Source organism: Sphingobium quisquiliarum P25, assembly GCF_000445065.1.
In the GTDB taxonomy this organism is placed as follows: Bacteria; Pseudomonadota; Alphaproteobacteria; order Sphingomonadales; family Sphingomonadaceae; genus Sphingobium; species Sphingobium quisquiliarum.
In genome coordinates this window covers 1-15,568 of sequence record NZ_ATHO01000022.1, presented here as the reverse complement: position 1 = coordinate 15,568, position 15,568 = coordinate 1, and the positions used below count along the sequence as shown (strand labels likewise).

15 protein-coding genes and 1 pseudogene are annotated in these 15,568 nt (G+C 66.0%); 10 read left to right on the top strand and 6 right to left on the bottom strand.

The features are described from left to right. The 3 genes and pseudogenes from L288_RS25300 to L288_RS25290 all read right to left on the bottom strand — a co-directional run. Positions 1-364: pseudogene (locus L288_RS25300) on the bottom strand (SPOR domain-containing protein); the annotation flags it as partial. Between the two features lie 22 nt (positions 365-386). Then, the gene (argS, locus tag L288_RS25295; RefSeq protein WP_021236928.1) at positions 387-2,114 is read right to left on the bottom strand and encodes an arginine--tRNA ligase; all 1,728 of its coding nucleotides are present in this window, start codon (positions 2,112-2,114) and stop codon (positions 387-389) included. A 161-nt stretch (positions 2,115-2,275) separates the two neighbouring features. Beyond that, positions 2,276-2,884, bottom strand: a complete 609-nt coding sequence (locus L288_RS25290; protein ID WP_030539667.1) for a hypothetical protein — start codon at positions 2,882-2,884, stop codon at positions 2,276-2,278. A gap of 164 nt (positions 2,885-3,048) precedes the next feature. On the opposite strand from L288_RS25290, the gene ispH reads away from it, so the two are divergent. Genes ispH through rnhA form a run of 3 tightly spaced genes read left to right on the top strand, consistent with a single transcriptional unit; the run spans position 3,049 to position 5,438 of the window. Beyond that, entirely contained in the window at positions 3,049-4,011 is a 963-nt protein-coding gene (gene ispH, locus L288_RS25285) for a 4-hydroxy-3-methylbut-2-enyl diphosphate reductase (RefSeq protein ID WP_021236926.1), read from the top strand. A 3-nt stretch (positions 4,012-4,014) separates the two neighbouring features. Beyond that, entirely contained in the window at positions 4,015-4,992 is a 978-nt protein-coding gene (gene thrB / locus L288_RS25280) for a homoserine kinase (protein ID WP_021236925.1), read from the top strand. Beyond that, a complete protein-coding gene (gene rnhA, locus L288_RS25275; protein WP_021236924.1) occupies positions 4,989-5,438 on the top strand; it encodes a ribonuclease HI in 450 nt (149 codons plus the stop codon). Before thrB ends, rnhA begins: the two co-directional genes overlap by 4 nt. Before the next feature lie 45 nt (positions 5,439-5,483). Here rnhA and L288_RS25270 read toward each other — a convergent pair whose 3' ends face one another. Together L288_RS25270 and L288_RS25265 are read right to left on the bottom strand one after the other, a co-directional pair. After that, positions 5,484-6,590 carry an NAD(P)/FAD-dependent oxidoreductase gene (locus tag L288_RS25270; RefSeq protein ID WP_021236923.1) on the bottom strand — a complete coding sequence of 369 codons (1,107 nt, stop codon included), beginning with the start codon at positions 6,588-6,590 and terminating at the stop codon, positions 5,484-5,486. Beyond that, the gene (locus L288_RS25265; protein ID WP_031303875.1) at positions 6,587-7,552 is read right to left on the bottom strand and encodes an alpha/beta fold hydrolase; all 966 of its coding nucleotides are present in this window, start codon (positions 7,550-7,552) and stop codon (positions 6,587-6,589) included. The genes L288_RS25270 and L288_RS25265 overlap by 4 nt, the downstream gene beginning before the upstream one ends. A gap of 42 nt (positions 7,553-7,594) precedes the next feature. Here L288_RS25265 and L288_RS25260 point away from each other — a divergent pair, with 42 nt between their 5' ends. The 7 genes from L288_RS25260 to L288_RS25230 are packed head-to-tail and all read left to right on the top strand — an operon-like array spanning position 7,595 to position 14,675. Next, positions 7,595-8,068, top strand: a complete 474-nt coding sequence (locus L288_RS25260; protein WP_021236921.1) for an A24 family peptidase — start codon at positions 7,595-7,597, stop codon at positions 8,066-8,068. A gap of 50 nt (positions 8,069-8,118) precedes the next feature. Beyond that, positions 8,119-9,123, top strand: a complete 1,005-nt coding sequence (cpaB, locus tag L288_RS25255) for a Flp pilus assembly protein CpaB (RefSeq protein ID WP_031303873.1) — start codon at positions 8,119-8,121, stop codon at positions 9,121-9,123. Position 9,124: 1 nt separating this feature from the next. After that, complete coding sequence (locus L288_RS25250) at positions 9,125-10,666, top strand: type II and III secretion system protein family protein (protein WP_021236919.1); 1,542 nt, start codon at positions 9,125-9,127, stop codon at positions 10,664-10,666. Positions 10,667-10,683: 17 nt separating this feature from the next. Beyond that, positions 10,684-11,346, top strand: coding sequence for a CpaD family pilus assembly protein (locus L288_RS25245; RefSeq protein ID WP_021236918.1), 663 nt, complete (start codon positions 10,684-10,686; stop codon positions 11,344-11,346). Between the two features lies 1 nt (position 11,347). Further along, positions 11,348-12,637 carry a pilus assembly protein CpaE gene (locus L288_RS25240; protein WP_031303870.1) on the top strand — a complete coding sequence of 430 codons (1,290 nt, stop codon included), beginning with the start codon at positions 11,348-11,350 and terminating at the stop codon, positions 12,635-12,637. 30 nt (positions 12,638-12,667) lie between these two features. Continuing rightward, complete coding sequence (locus L288_RS25235) at positions 12,668-13,666, top strand: type II secretion system F family protein (protein ID WP_021236916.1); 999 nt, start codon at positions 12,668-12,670, stop codon at positions 13,664-13,666. 16 nt (positions 13,667-13,682) lie between these two features. Then, positions 13,683-14,675 (top strand): type II secretion system F family protein, encoded by a 993-nt coding sequence (locus tag L288_RS25230; RefSeq protein ID WP_021236915.1) that lies wholly within the window; start codon positions 13,683-13,685, stop codon positions 14,673-14,675. A gap of 57 nt (positions 14,676-14,732) precedes the next feature. On the opposite strand, the gene L288_RS25225 is transcribed toward L288_RS25230, so the two are convergent. Beyond that, a complete protein-coding gene (locus L288_RS25225) occupies positions 14,733-15,425 on the bottom strand; it encodes an aspartate/glutamate racemase family protein (protein WP_021236914.1) in 693 nt (230 codons plus the stop codon). Between the last annotated feature and the right edge of the window lie 143 nt (positions 15,426-15,568).

Genomic DNA, 15,568 nt, shown 5'->3' with positions numbered 1-15,568 from the left:
TGATCGGCGCTTCGGGCACCCGGCTGGGATCGATGCGCCCGTCCCGCGCCACGCCCTCGCTCGCGGCGAAGCTGGCGTCGCCCTCACCCTCGAACTTCCGGGCGTCGGCTTCCCGCGCGGGCACCTTGTAATCCCCGGCGGGCGCGGCGATCAGCTTTCCTTCGCCGCCCGCGTCCCCGCCCCGATTCTTCACCAGCCACACGCCAGCGACGGCCACGCCGATCAGCAGCAGGCCGCACAGGATGAAGCCCAGCAGCCGCAGCGGCGACAGGCCGCCTTCATCTTCCTCTTCAATGGCGGGCTCGAGCCAGGGCAGACGCTCCTCGTCGTCGAGATCGAGCCGCCCCCGCGCATAGTCGCCCATCTTGTCCTTGCCTCCGCCTGGCCTATTGCATTTCCGTCAAGGCGGCCACGCCCATCAGGGCAAGGCCGTTGCGGATGATCTGCCCGATTCCGCGGCTCAAGAAAAGGCGCGCGGATGTGGTAGCAGGATCGTCCATCTGGATGACGCGCGCGGCGGGATCGTCATTGCCCGCATTCCACCAGCCATGGAATTCAGAAGCCAAGTCATTGAGATAAAAGGCAATACGGTGTGGTTCCCGTGCCGACGCCGCGCCTTCGACCACGCGGGGAAACTGCGCCGCGAGCTTCACCAGGCCCAATTCCTGCGTCCCAAGGCGGGACAGGTCGGGCGCGGGAAGGTCCAATCCGGCCTCCTCCGCGCGCCGCCCCAGCGAGGATATGCGGGCATGCGCATATTGGACGTAGAAGACCGGATTGTCCTTCGACGCTTCCACCACCTTGGCGAAATCGAAGTCCATCTGCGCATCGGCCTTGCGCGTCAGCATGGTGAAGCGGACCACATCCTTGCCCACTTCGCGCACCACGTCGGCCAGCGTCACGAAATTGCCCGCGCGCTTGGACATCTTCACCGGCTCGCCATCGCGCAGCAGGCGGACCATCTGGATCAGCTTGACGTCGAACCGCGCCTTGCCTTCGGTCAGCGCGGCGACGGCGGCCTGGATGCGCTTGACCGTCCCGGCATGATCCGCGCCCCAGATGTCGATCAACTGGTCGGCGGTCTGCGCCTTCTGGAAATGATAGGCCATGTCAGCGCCGAAATAGGTCCAGGCGCCGTTCGACTTCCTGATCGGCCGGTCCTGATCGTCGCCGAAGCGGGTCGACCGGAACAGGGGAAGCTCCACCGGCTCCCAATCTTCGGGCGTTTCGCCCTTGGGCGCTTCCAGCACGCCGTCATAGACCAGGTCATGATCGCGCAGCCACCGTTCGGCGGCCTCCGGCTTACCGGCCGCCTGCAATTCGGCTTCGGACGAAAAGACGTCATGATGGATGCCCAGCAGCGCCAGGTCGCTGCGGATCATCTCCATCATCGCCGCGACCGCGCGCGTGCGGAACAGGACCAGCCATTCGCTTTCGGGCGCGGTCACATAGGCGTCGCCATAGTCGGCGGCGAGCGCCTGCCCCACCGGGACCAGATAATCCCCCGGATAGAGCCCTTCGGGGATCTCGCCCACATCCTCGCCCAGCGCTTCGCGATAGCGGACATGGGCCGAACGGGCGAGCACGTCCACCTGGCCGCCCGCATCGTTGATATAATATTCGCGGATGACCTTGTGCCCGGCATATTCCAGCAGCGTCGCGAGCGCGTCCCCGACCACCGCGCCCCGGCAATGGCCCATATGCATGGGGCCGGTGGGATTGGCGGAGACATATTCGACGTTGACGGTCACGCCCTCCCCCGCCTGCGAGCGGCCATAATCCCCCCCTTCGGCATGGATGGCCGCCAGTTCCGCGCGCCATGTGGCGTCGGTCAGCGTCAGGTTGATGAAGCCCGGACCGGCGATCGCCGCGCTTTCCACCTCATCCAGTTCCCGCAGGCCCGCAGCGATCCTTTCCGCCAGCGCGCGGGGATTGGCGCCCGCCGGTTTCGCCAGCACCATCGCCGCGTTGGTGGCAAGGTCGCCATGGCTCGCATCGCGCGGCGGCTCGACGGTCACGGCCTTGCGGTTGAGCCCTGCGGGCAGCGTGCCGTCAGCCTCCAGCGCGTCCAGGACGGCGTTCAGATGGGCGGTGAAACGAATGTAAAGGGACATGGGCAAACGGTCCTGAGATAACCGTTCGTCCTGAGCAGCCATTTGAGCCTGTCGAATTGGCGTATCGAAGGACTGCTACGCACCCATGCTTCGATACGGGGCTTCGACTTCGCTCAGCCCCTGCTCAGCACGAACGGCATTGGATTTAAGCGGGCGGGCTCCTAGCGGGTAGCGTTATACCGGAGCTGGTCCTGGGTCAGGTTGAAACCCACGAGCAGCTCGAAGCTGGTTCGCTGTAGCGCCGCGCGGACGTCCGGCTGGGCGAAGGGGTCGATCGCCGCATCCTCGTCGCCCGCCTTGCGCTTCTGCGTGATCTTGCGCTGAATGTCGGCTGGCAGCGTGGCGGCGGCCTTGTCCACATAGGACCCGGCCTTGGCGGTGGCGCTGGCGCGATATTGACCGGCGGGGAAATCCAGCACCACCTGGCCGATGCGCTTCGCCACGACGGCGTTGCCGCCCCGGACCACGGCGGCAAAATAGGGCAGCGTCACCTGACGCGCGGTGCTGGCGTCGCTGCGGCGGGCGTTCACGGTGAAGGTCGCCTCGCTATAGAATTGCTCGCCTTCCGAACAGGTCGACCGCAGATCGGTGATGTTCGCCACCACATCGATCGCCGCCGCATCGGTGCGGCCGGGCGCGCTGAACAGGGTGATATCGCCGGTCTGGGCCGGGATGGCCGCAACCGGGCAGGCCGAACGGACCGCCACGACGCCGCCGGTAGGATCGATTTCCCCCCTTTGCGAACAGCCCGCAAGAGCCAGGGCCAGCATTCCGGTCATCGCAATTCGAGAAAGGGTCACAGGTCAATCCTTGGGGGAAAAGGCGTGGGGCTTCTTATCCGCACCCCGCGCGGCGTGCAACCGAAAGGAAGAGGGCGGCCGCCCCCGCGCCTCTCCCCCTTCCTTCCGGCGCGACATTGGCCTAAGCGGCAGGCATGACCGCCCATTCGTCCTCCGGCCGCCCGCTCCTGAAGCTGCTCATCGCCGCGCCGCGCGGCTTTTGCGCGGGCGTGGACCGCGCCATCGTCATCGTCGAAAGGGCGATCGAGAAATATGGCGCGCCCGTCTATGTCCGGCACGAAATCGTCCACAACAAATATGTGGTCGACAATCTGAAGGCGAAGGGCGCGATCTTCGTGGAGGAACTGGATCAGGTGCCCGATGGCGTGCCGGTGGTCTTTTCCGCCCATGGCGTGCCCAAGGCGGTGCCCGCCAAGGCGGAGGAACGCGGCCTTGACTATCTGGACGCCACCTGCCCGCTGGTCAGCAAGGTGCATCGCCAGGCCGAACGTCAGGTGGAGGCAGGCCGCCACATCCTGTTCATCGGCCATCGCGGCCATCCCGAAGTGGTGGGCACCTTCGGGCAGGTGGACGCCGGGAACATGACCCTGATCGAAACGGTGGAGGATGCCGAAGCCTTCACCCCCGCCGATCCCGGCAATCTCGCCTTCCTGACGCAGACGACGCTTTCGGTGGACGATACGGCGGCGATCGTGGCGACGCTCCAGCGCCGCTTTCCCGCCATCCACGCGCCCAAGGGGGAGGATATCTGCTACGCCACCTCCAACCGGCAGGCGGCGGTGAAGGCGATCGCATCCTCCTGCGAGGCTGTCTATGTGATCGGCGCGCCCAACAGCTCCAACTCGCTGCGCCTGGTCGAGGTGGCCGAGCGGGAGGGGACGCCCGCGCGCCTGATCCAGCGCGCGGACGACATTGATTTCGCTTGGCTTGGAAATGTGACGACGCTGGGCCTCACTGCCGGAGCCTCCGCGCCCGAAGTGCTGGTGCGCGAAGTGGTGGACCGGCTGGCGGAGCGGTTCGACGTGAGGGAGGAGCAGGTGGAAACCGCACGCGAGACGATCGCCTTCAAGCTGCCTCGCGGGCTGGAGACGGCATAGCGCATGGCCGTCTATACCCATGTCCCGGCGGAGGAGATCGACGCCTTCCTCACCCGCTATGATGCAGGCCGTCTGGTGTCGGCCAAGGGCATTGCCGAAGGGGTGGAAAACAGCAATTACCTGCTCGAAACCACCGGCGCGGACGGCAATGGCCACCGCTATATCCTGACCCTGTATGAAAAGCGGGTGGATGAGGCCGACCTGCCCTTCTTCATGGACCTGCTCGACCATCTGGGCGATCGCGGCTGCCTGGTGCCCCGCTTCATCGCCGACCGGGAGGGCAGGCGGCTCCAGCAACTGAGCGGCCGTCCGGCCTGCCTCATCGAGTTCCTGACCGGCATTTCGGTGACGGAGCCCACCGCCGGGCAGGCCCGCGCAGCGGGCGCTGCGCTGGGGCAGTTGCACAGGTGCGCGCAGGGTTTTGCGGGCGAGCGCCGCAATGCGCTCGACCTGCCCGCCTGGCATGACCTGGCCCGCAAATGCGGCGCGCATTTCGACGAGATCGCGCCCGGCCTGCACCAGCGCGTGTCGGACGAACTCGCCTATCTGGATGCGCACTGGCCCGCCGGTCTGCCCCGCGCCGTCATCCATGCCGACCTGTTTCCCGACAATGTGCTGATGCTGGGGGACGAGGTGACGGGCCTCATCGACTTTTATTTCAGTTGCACCGACATCCGCGCCTACGACCTGGCCGTCACGCACAGCGCATGGTGCTTCAGCAATGATGGGTCGGTGTGGCATGGCGATCGCGGGCGGGCGCTGGTCGCTGGCTATGAGGAAGCGCATGGACTTTCGGCGGAGGAACGCGCGGCATTTCCGGTGCTGTGCCGGGGCGCGGCGCTGCGTTTCCTGCTGACCCGCGCCTATGACTGGATCAACACGCCCCCGGACGCGCTGGTGACGCGCAAGGACCCGCTCGCCTATCTGCGGAGGCTGGACTTCTATGCGGGGGCGGACGCGGCGCGGTTGCTGGACGCGTGAGCACGCCCCTGCCCCAGGTCGAAATCTTCACCGATGGCGCGTGCAAGGGCAATCCCGGCCCCGGCGGCTGGGGCGCCGTGCTGCGCTTCGGCGCCACGGAAAAGGAGATTTCCGGCGGAGAGGCGCAGACCACCAACAACCGCATGGAAATGACGGCGGCGATCGAGGCGCTCAATACGCTCAAGAAGCCCTGCGCCGTGACGCTCTATACCGACAGCAAATATGTGATGGACGGCATCACCAAATGGGTCTTCGGCTGGCAGAAGAATGGCTGGCGAACGGCGGACAGGAAGCCGGTGAAGAATGGCGAGCTATGGCAGGCGCTGGTCGCCGCCCAGTCGCGCCACAAGGTGACATGGCAATGGGTCAAGGGTCACGCCGGACATCCCGAAAATGAGCGCGCCGACCAGCTCGCCTGCGCCGCGGCGGAGAGTTTCCGCGCCTAGGGCTTGTTCTCATCCAATAATCAATCGAACGGCGGCGCGAAGCCACTACCCCCGAAACCGCGCCGGATCGTAAGGCGCCGGGTCCAGCGCCGCGATCGAGGAAGGCGGAGAATCCCCCGTCAGCAGGCTGGCCGCCAGCAAAGCCGCCGCAGGCGCGGTCTGGATGCCGAAGCCGCCCTGCCCCGCGAACCAGAAAAAGTCCGGCTGACCGGGATCGAAGCCATAGACCGGCGCGCGATCGGGCGCGAAGCTGCGCAGCCCCGCCCATTTGCGCTCGACCGCGGCGATGGGCCAGTCCACCACTTGCTGGAACCGGGCGATCGCCTGCGCCACCGCCATCTCCTCCGGCGCGGCGTCGCATGGGGGCGACGGCTCCTCGTCATGCGGGGTCAGCCAGATGCGGTCCTGCCCCTCCGGCTTGAAGTAGAATTGCGATCCCAGGTCCATGACCAGCGGAAGGTCCGGCGAAGGCAGCGACGGCACGCGCAACTGCACCACAGTGCGGCGCAGCGGCGTGATGCCGACCGGCGCGACGCCGCAAAGCCGCGCGGCATGATCCGCCCAGGCCCCCGCCGCATTGACCAGCAGGCCGCATTCGACCGCGCCCTGCGCCGTGACGATCCGCCATCCGCCGCCATCGCTCGCGGCGCTCAGAAGCCCCGCGCCCATCCGCAGTTCACCGCCCGACTGCCGGAAACGGCGCAGATAGGCCTGGTGCAGCGCCGCCACGTCGATGTCGCACACGTCGGGTTCCAGCAGGCCGACCGTCCATTCGGGCCGCAGTCCTGGCACCAGCGCCGCCGGGTCTACCGGGCGCAAGTCGACCCTGCCCGCAAAATCGGCCATCAGCCGGTCGCGCGCGGCTGCCTCGCCAGCGCGCCCGACATAGAGCGTCCGGCGCGGCGACAGGAACGGCGCGGGGGCGAAATCCGGCGCGGGAAAGCGCAGCATCGGCCCCGACGCGGTGGTCAGCGGCTGCACGACCTTGCCGCCATAGGTTTCTTCCCAGAAGGCGACCGACCGCCCGGTGGCGTGATAGCCCGCGCTTTCCTCCTGCTCCAGGATCAGGACGGAGCCACGCCCCGCCAGCTCCGCGCCCAGGCTGGCCCCGGCGATGCCAGCGCCGATGACGACGAAATCGAAACGGCTCATGCAGGCGCGGCTTCGTCGAAAAATTCGTCGATCCGGCGCAGCGCGTCCAGCCGCACATGGTCGCGCTCGCGCAATATCTCATGCGCGGCGTCGCGCCCATAGACATGCAGCCGCGCGCCCGGAATGCGCCGCGCCACCCGCCGGATCGCGGGGGTGGACACCAGCCGGTCATGTCGCGCCGCCAATATCAGCAAGGGCATGGCGATCCGCTCCAGCCCGTCGCCGCGCTCCAGCGCCCGCGTCGATTCCAGCGCTTCGGCCACCCACCGCCAGCTTGGCGGGCCCAGCGCTATGTCCCGGCTATGTTCGCGCCACCATAGTTCGTCGGCATAGCGGTCCGGGTCGTGGGTCAGCCGCTTCTGCCGCGCCGCGCGCTGCCAGCCGGATTCTTCCTTCTGCGTCCATGCCTGCCGCGACGCATGGCCCATCGCGCACATGCCCCTGGCGATCAGCCGCGCCAGTCCCATGGGCAGCAGGCCCGCATGCACCCCCATCATCGGCGCAACCGTTGCCGCCGCATCGGGCGGCGGCATCCCTTCGGCCAGCGCGCGCAGCAGCAGATGGCCGCCCATGCTGTGGGCGACGATGACGGCAGGACCTTCGCCCTCGCCGCGCCATTCCGCCGCGAAGGCTTCCAGATCGGCGATCCATTGGCCGAAATTCTCGATATGGCCGCAGAGCGGATCATCGGTCAGCCGCCCCGATCCCCCCTGCCCCCGCCAGTCGAAGGCCGTGACCGCCCACCCCCGTTCGGACCAATGGTGGATCACTTCGAGATATTTCTCGATCATGTCGCCGCGCCCGCCAAGCACCAGCATGCGGCCGCGCGCGCCATCCCCCAGCCGGTAGCGGCGCAGCGGCCATCCGCCGGGCGCGGTCCAATAGTCCAGCCGCCCGTTCATCGGCCAGGCGCGGCGGTCAAAGGCCGGGGGAGCGAACACAGGCGAATCCATTGGGCGCATGGTTACGGTTTGGTAAGCCATGCGGTCTAGAGGGTTAGAGTCATGACGGGGGAATATTTCAGGCTGGCGCTGCTGTGCGCCCTGGGGCTGCTGCTGGTCGGCGCGTCCGTGACGGATCTGCGCTCGCGGATCATCTCCAACCGGCTGAACCTTTCCATCGCGGCCATGGCGCCGCTGTGGTGGCTGGCCAATGGCCTGCCGCTCTGGCCCGGCATGGCGGCGCAGCTTGCCCTGGCGGTGGCCGTCTTCGCCATTTTCGCGGCCCTGTTCGCCTTGGGCTGCATGGGCGGCGGCGATGTCAAGATGCTGGGCGCGCTGGCGCTCTGGTTCCCGTGGCAGGCGCTGCTGTCGATGCTGATGGTGATGGCGGTGCTGGGCGGCGTGGTGACGATCGTGACGGTCGTCCACCATCGCATGACCCGGCGGCTCGGCCAGCCCCAAATACCTTATGGCGTCGCAATATCCGTGGCTGCTCTGTGGCTGATTGGCGAACGATATCTTAACCAATTTGCGTAATCATGAAGGCTCAGGTGCAACTCGCCTGATTGAGGGAGACGAATTTCATCATGGACGCCAAGAAAATCGTTCTGCTTGCCGGAGCGCTTATCATAGCGGTCACGACGGCCCTTCTAGCGCGCAACATGCTGAGTTCGTCGGGCGCGCCCCAGGCGGGTGCATCGGCCATGCCCGTGGAAGCCAATCAACCCCATGTGCTGGTCGCCACCAAGGCGCTGCCGGTGGGCACCATCCTGAACGCGGAAAGCTTCCGCTTCCAGCCCTGGCCCAAGGATCTGGTCGAACAGGCCTATTATATTCAGGGGCAGGCCGATCCCGCCAAGCTGATCGGCAGCGTGATCCGCACCGCCATTTCCGCTGGCCAGCCGATGACGGTGGGTTCGGTGATCAAGCCGGGTGAGCGCGGCTTCCTGGCGGCGGCTCTGGGGCCGGGCATGCGCGCCGTGACGGTGCCTGTGTCGGCGCAGAATTCCGTCGCCGGCTTCGTCTTTCCCGGCGACCGCATCGACCTGGTCCTGACGCAGAGCGTCAGCGGCGGGGGCGACGGCGATCCCCTAAAGGTATCCGAAACCATCCTGCGCAACCTGCGCGTGCTCGCCACCGACCAGCGCATGGACGCGATGGGCGAAGACGGCAAGCCGGTGGTCCAGACCTATTCCAACGTCACGCTGGAAGTGACGCCCAAGATTGCCGAGAAGATCGCCGTGGCGCAGACCATCGGGTCGCTGTCGCTGTCGCTGCGGTCGCTGGCGGACAATCCGTCCGACCTGGACGCCGCGATCGCCGGGGCCGATGTGGACCTGTCCAACGCCGCCAATCCGCAGGCGGAAAAGAAGATCATGGCAAAGCTGGCCGCGCGTCCGATCGACCGTGGCACCACCTATTCCACGGGCGCCGACGTGTCCCGCTACCAGCGCAGCAGCGTGCCCGCCAAGACGGCTGGCGGCTCCGTTCCCGCCGTGCCCACGGGGGGCGCACCGGCGGGCGCGAGCGGCCCGGTCATCCGCATCGCTCGCGGCACCAATGTGACCGAAGTTCCGGTCGGGGGGAAGTAAGATGAAGCGTTTCCACCTTCACGCGGGCAAGACGGCGATCAAGCCGCTGATCGGCCCCGCGATCGCGCTGGGCCTGGCGGCCGCCATGGCCGCGACGCCTACCGCCGCGCTCAACGCGGCCCCCGCCTCGATGCAGGACAATGCGATCCTGATGTCGGTGGGGGGCAGCCGGGTCGTGAACCTGACCGCCAGGATGTCCGACGTGGTCATCGCCAACCCGGACGTCGTCGACGTCCATGTCCGCGCGCAGAACCAGCTCTACCTCATCGCCAAGAAGCCGGGCGAGACGACCGTGTTCGTCACCGCCACCAATGGCAAGGTGCTGTTTTCCGGCACGGTGCGGGTGGGCAACAACCTGACCAGCATCGATGACATGCTGAAACTCGCCATGCCCAATGCCGACATCGCGGTGAACAAGATGAACGGCATGGTCCTTCTGACCGGCACGATCGGCGCGCCCGAAGACGCGGCCGAAGCCGAGCGCCTGACCCAAGCCTTCGTCGGCAAGGAGGTGACGGTCGTCAGCCGCCTGCGCACCGCCACCCCGCTACAGGTCAACCTGCAAGTGAAGATCGCCGAAGTCAGCCGCGACATCGGGCACAAGATCGGCACGAACTTTGCCAGTATCGATGGCAGTGGCGGCAAGGTCGTCGGCAACATCGGCGGTGGCACACGCAACTTCGCGGACTATACACGGCCAGTCATCGAAGATGGCATTGTCCGTACGCCCGGCTTCTGGACCTTCAACAATCCGTCAGATGGTGCCTACAGCCTGGGCGGCATCGCGCGCATCCTGGGCATGGACATCGCCGGAGCGCTCGACCTCGCCGAATCAGCGGGCCTGTCCACCACCCTCGCCCAGCCGAACCTGACCTCGCTTTCGGGCGAAACCGCCAGCTTCCTGGCCGGTGGCGAGTTCCCCTATACGGTCAGCAACGGCACACAGGGCAACAGCCTGGAATGGAAGCAATATGGCGTGCAGCTTGCCTTCACGCCTACGGTGCTGGCCGATGGCCGCATCTCGCTGCGCGTCCGTCCCACCGTGTCGAGCCTCGACTTCTCGGTCGACCTCAACGTGCCTGCGCTCAAGACCCGCACGGCTGAAACCACGGTCGAACTGGGGTCGGGCCAGGCCTTCATGATCGCTGGCCTGCTCAACAACGACACCGGCAATTCGATCAACAAGGTTCCGGGCCTGGGCAATATCCCGATCCTGGGCAGCCTGTTCAAGTCGCGTGCCTTCCAGCGCAACGAAACCGAACTGGTGATCGTCGTCACGCCCTATCTGGTGAAGCCGATCAACGCTTCGGACGTGCGCCTGCCGACCGATGGCTTCCGCAACGCCAATCAGGGTCAGGGTCTGTTCCTGCAACAGGGCCATGACGGCGTCAGCGGCGCGCGCGACCCGATGCCCAGCCGTGGTCCGGGCGAACAGGTCCCGCCGCCCGGCCCGCAGGCATCCGCCTCCGCACCCGCCGCCACCGCGCGGAATGAAGGCAAGCGGCAGGCCAAGTCCAGCGCCGCTCCCGGCTTCAGCTTCTGATCCGAAGGACGAAAGACATGATCATGATGTCCCGCACCATCCCGGCGTCCCGGACGTTGCTCCGCCTTGGCGCCCTTGCGCTTCTGGCGCTGCCGCTCGCCGCCTGCGAACTCGACAATCGCGGCATGCAATCGGTGCACCAGCCGGTCGTCAGCTATACCAGCTTCACCTATGACGTGCAGGCCGCGCCTGACGGCGGCCTGACCACGGCGGAGGCGGTCCGCCTGCAAGATTGGTTCGCCTCCATCGGCCTTGGCTATGGCGACAAGGTTTCGCTGGTCACAGACGGCGCTTATTATAGCCCCTCGCTGCGCGAAGGCATTGCGGGCGTCCTCGCACGCCGCGGCATGCTGATCGGCGAGGACAGCTCCGCGACCGCCGGGCATGCGCCTGACGGCAGCGTCCGCCTGATCGTGCGCCGCGCCAGCGCCAGCGTTCCCGGCTGCCCCGACTGGTCGGACAAGGCTGAATCCACCACGCAGATGGGCACATCGGCCAATTTCGGCTGCGGCGTGAACGGCAATCTGGCCGCGATGATCGCAGACCCGGAAGATCTGGTCCGTGGCCAGAGCACCGACAGCGACCTGCGCACGGCGACGTCGAACCGCGCGATTTCCACCTATCGCGAAAAGGCGCCGACAGGGTCTGGCGATCTTAAATCCCAAAATGGAGGCAATTGAGATGAACGCGCCCTGGAAACCCGGAATGGCCGGCCAGCGTGATCCTTTCCACGCCTTCGTCTGCGACGATCACAGCCACGACCTGCTTTCGGCCATCGCCGCCGAAATGGGATGGCCCACGGAAAAGGTGAACAAGGGCGGGATGCGCAATGCGGTGCAGAGCCTGTCCGTCAGCGCCAGCCCGCAGATTCTGTTCGTCGACATGTCGGAAAGCGGCGATCCGCTGAACGACATCAACAGCCTTGCCGAAGTGTGCGAACCCGGCACGGTGGTGATCGCCGCCGGGCAGGTCAATGATGTCCGCCTCTATCGCGACCTGCTTGCCAGCGGCATTCAGGATTATTTGTTGAAGCCCTTTGGCGCGGACCAGTTGCGCGATGCGCTGGCGCAGGCGCAGGCGGTGTTCTTCGCACCGCGCGACGCAGCGCCTGAACATGCCCACATCACCACCGCCGTCATCGGCACGCGCGGGGGCGTCGGCGCATCCAGCATCGCGACCTCGCTCGCCTGGCTGCTCAGCACCCGGCAGAAGCGGCCGACCGCGCTGCTCGACCTCGATGTTCATTTCGGCACCGCTGCGCTCGCCATGGACCTGGAGCCGGGCCGCGGCCTGACCGACGCGATCGAAAACCCCAGCCGCATCGACGGCCTGTTCATCGAACGCGCGACGGTGCGGGCGAGCGAAACGCTGGCGATCCTGTCGGCCGAAGCGCCGATCAACCAGCCGATGATGACCGATGGCGGCGCTTTCTACCAGTTGCTGGAAGAATTCCGCCTGGCCTTCGAATACAGCGTCATCGACCTGCCGCGCAACATGCTGATCCAGCATCCGCATCTGATGAGCGACGTCAATGTGACGGTGGTCGTCACCGAACTGACGCTGGCGGCGGCGCGCGATTCCATTCGCATCCTGTCCTGGCTCAAGAGCAACGCGCCGCAGTCGCGCGTGCTGGTGGTCGCCAACCGGGTCCATCCCGGCGTGCCGGAAATCAGCCGCAAGGACTTCGAAGCCTCGATCGAGCGCAAGGTCGACATATTGATCCCGTTCGACCTGCGCGTCGCCGCTCAGTCGGCCAAGCTCGGGAAGACGCTGGCCGAAACCGCCAAAGGCAACAAGGTCGGCGCAGCCTGCACCGCCCTGCTCGACGCCGTGATCGGCGCTGCGGAAGAAAATGAAGGCGAAGGCGCGCCGAAGAAGAAGAAAGGCGATTCCCTGCTGGGCAAGATCGCGGACATCAAGTCGCGCATTCCCGCGCGCCGCAAGGACAAGGCAGCAGCAGCGCAGAACTAAGCGCACATCCATCACGGAACGGGCGATCATATGGACGGCAATTTCCTCCTGCTCATGGTGCTGCTGATGACCCTGTTGGGGATGGCCGCCATGGCCATTTCGGGCCCCTCAGCATCGAAGGCGACCAGGCGGCGCGTGGGCCTTATCCGCGCGCGCCACAGCGGCTCGCACGAGGCGATACTGGAAGCGCGCATGCGCAAGGCAATCTCCAATCGTGATACCGGCACCGAATTGAAGATGCTGACGTCGCTGGTGCCCAACCCCGAAAACCTGACCAAGCGTCTGAGGGCGACGGGCAAGAAGTGGACGCTCAACAACTATATGCTGACCTGCGCCGGGCTGGCCCTGACGCTGTGCGCCATCATGTTCATCCGGGAATATCCGCCGCTGCTGGCGGTCATGATCAGCCTGGCGGTGGGCCTTGGCGTGCCGCATATGTGGGTCGGCCGCCTGATCGCCAAGCGGGTGCAGAAGTTCACGGCCAAGTTTCCCGACGCGCTTGAACTCATGACGCGCGGCCTGCGCTCCGGCCTGCCGATCGCCGAAACACTGGGCGTCATCGCATCGGAAATTCCCGGCCCCGTGGGCGAGGAATTCAAGCTGATCACCGAACGCATCAAGATCGGCAAGTCGATGGATCAGGCGATGCAGGAAACCGCAGACCGCCTCGACACGCCGGAATTCCAGTTTTTCGTCATCAGCCTGACGATCCAGCGTGAAACCGGCGGCAACCTCGCCGAAACGCTGGCGAACCTTGCCACGGTGCTGCGCCAGCGGTCGCAGATGAAACTGAAAATCCGCGCCATGTCGTCGGAATCGAAGGCGTCGGCCTATATCATCGGCGTGCTGCCGTTCCTGGTCTTCGGCCTGATCAGCTACATCAACTATGACTATATGTCGCCCTTCTACACGCCCGATCCGGCGGGTCTGTTCGGCCTTTCGCTGATGCAGCTGATCGGTATCGGCGGCATGTGCTGGATGGCTATCGGCGCCTTCATCATGGCGCAGATGATCAACTTCGAAATCTGATGGGAAGGAGATAGACATGGAATCCGCTCCTGTCCCCGGCGGCACGCTGTTCGGCATGACCGCCGCCGACTTCGGCACTTTGCTCGCCGCGCTGGCGACGCTGGCCACCCTGTTCGCGCTCTACGCCGTCATGACGGCGCGCGATCCGATGGCCAAGCGCGTCAAGGCGCTCAACGAACGTCGCGAACAGCTAAAAGCGGGCATCACCGCCTCGACCGCCCGCCGCCGCGCGAAGCTGGTCAAGAAAAACCAGGCGACCGACCAGATGCGGTCCTTCCTGTCCAGCCTGAAGGTGCTTCAGGACGACCAGTTGAAGGAAGCGCAGATCCGCCTCGGCCAGGCCGGCATCCGCTCCAAGGACTGGGCCGTCGCGGTCATTTTCGGCCGCATGGTGCTGCCCATCGTCATCGGCGGAACGGCAGCGCTGATGCTCTACGGCCTTGGCGCATTTCCCGATTGGGGCGGCGGCAAGCGGTTCATGGCCTTCGCGGTGGCGCTGCTGCTATCCTACAAGGCGCCCGACCTGTTCATCAACAACAAGATCCAGAAGCGCTCCGCCGCGATCCGCAAGGGCATTCCCGACGCGCTCGACCTGCTGGTGATCTGCGCCGAAGCGGGCTTGACCGTCGATGCTGCATTCAGCCGCGTGGCCCGCGAACTGGGCAAGGCCTATCCAGAGCTTGGCGACGAGTTCCAGCTTACCGCGATCGAGCTGTCCTTCCTTACCGAGCGGCGGATGGCGTTCGAAAATCTTGCGACTCGCGTGAAGCTCGACGCGATCAAGGGCGTGGTCACGACCATGATCCAGACGGAAAAATACGGCACGCCGCTGGCCTCGGCGCTCCGCGTGCTGTCGGCGGAATTCCGGCATGAGCGTATGATGCGCGCGGAAGAAAAAGCCGCCCGCCTCCCCGCGATCATGACCGTCCCGCTGATCCTCTTCATCCTGCCGACGCTGTTCGTCGTCATCCTGGGTCCGGCCGCCTGCTCGATCAGCAAGGCTTTCTAGGGAGAGTTGGGGCACGGATCAGCCTTGGCGCGCTTTGCCAAGGCCTCATCCGAACGCCTACTCACCCAATATGAAATCCGCCCCCGCGCGCGCATGGATGGCGGTGCCGTCATAGATGGGCAGCACATTGGCGCGCACGTCGACGATCATTTCCAGTTCGGTGCAGGCCAGGATCGCCGCCTGCACATCTTCCTTCGCGATGTCGGTCAGTTCCGATCGCATATAGCGTTCCGAATCGCGGCTCACCTTGCCCAGCGTCAGTTCCTCATAGACGATGCGGTCGATCCGCTCCGCCAGTTCCAGATCGGGCGGCAGCAGCGATATGCCGTGGGCCACCAGCCGTTCGCGATAGAAATCCTCGGTCATGACGTTGCGCGTGCCGACCAGCGCCGCCTTCGTGATGCCGTCGGCCTGCATCTTGCGGCCCACCACATCGGCGATGTTGATGATGGGAATATCGACGCCGCGCTGCACATCGTCATAGACGCGATGCATGCTGTTGGCGCAGATCAGCAGCGCGGCGGCCCCGGCCTGCTCCAGACGCCGGGCGGACGCGGTCAGCACCTCGGCCGCATAGGCCCATTCCTCGTCGGTCGTCGAGCGGCCGATATCGGCGAAGTCCAGGCTTTCGATGATCAGCGGCGCGCTGTGCTGCCCGCCCTTGGCGCGATAGACTGCCTGATTGATGATCTGATAATAGCGCGCGGTGGACGTCCAGCTAAGACCACCGATCAGACCGAGTTTCTTCATCTATCGCCCTACCCCACAGCTATTTCCGGGACCTTTTTCCCGCCCATCTCAAGGGTTAGGGAGGCCGCCGCGCCTCGGCAAGTCCCTTCCGGCGCGCACCGCGCGAAGGCGCGCCGCCAGCACCAGCCCGGCCGTGCCGCCTA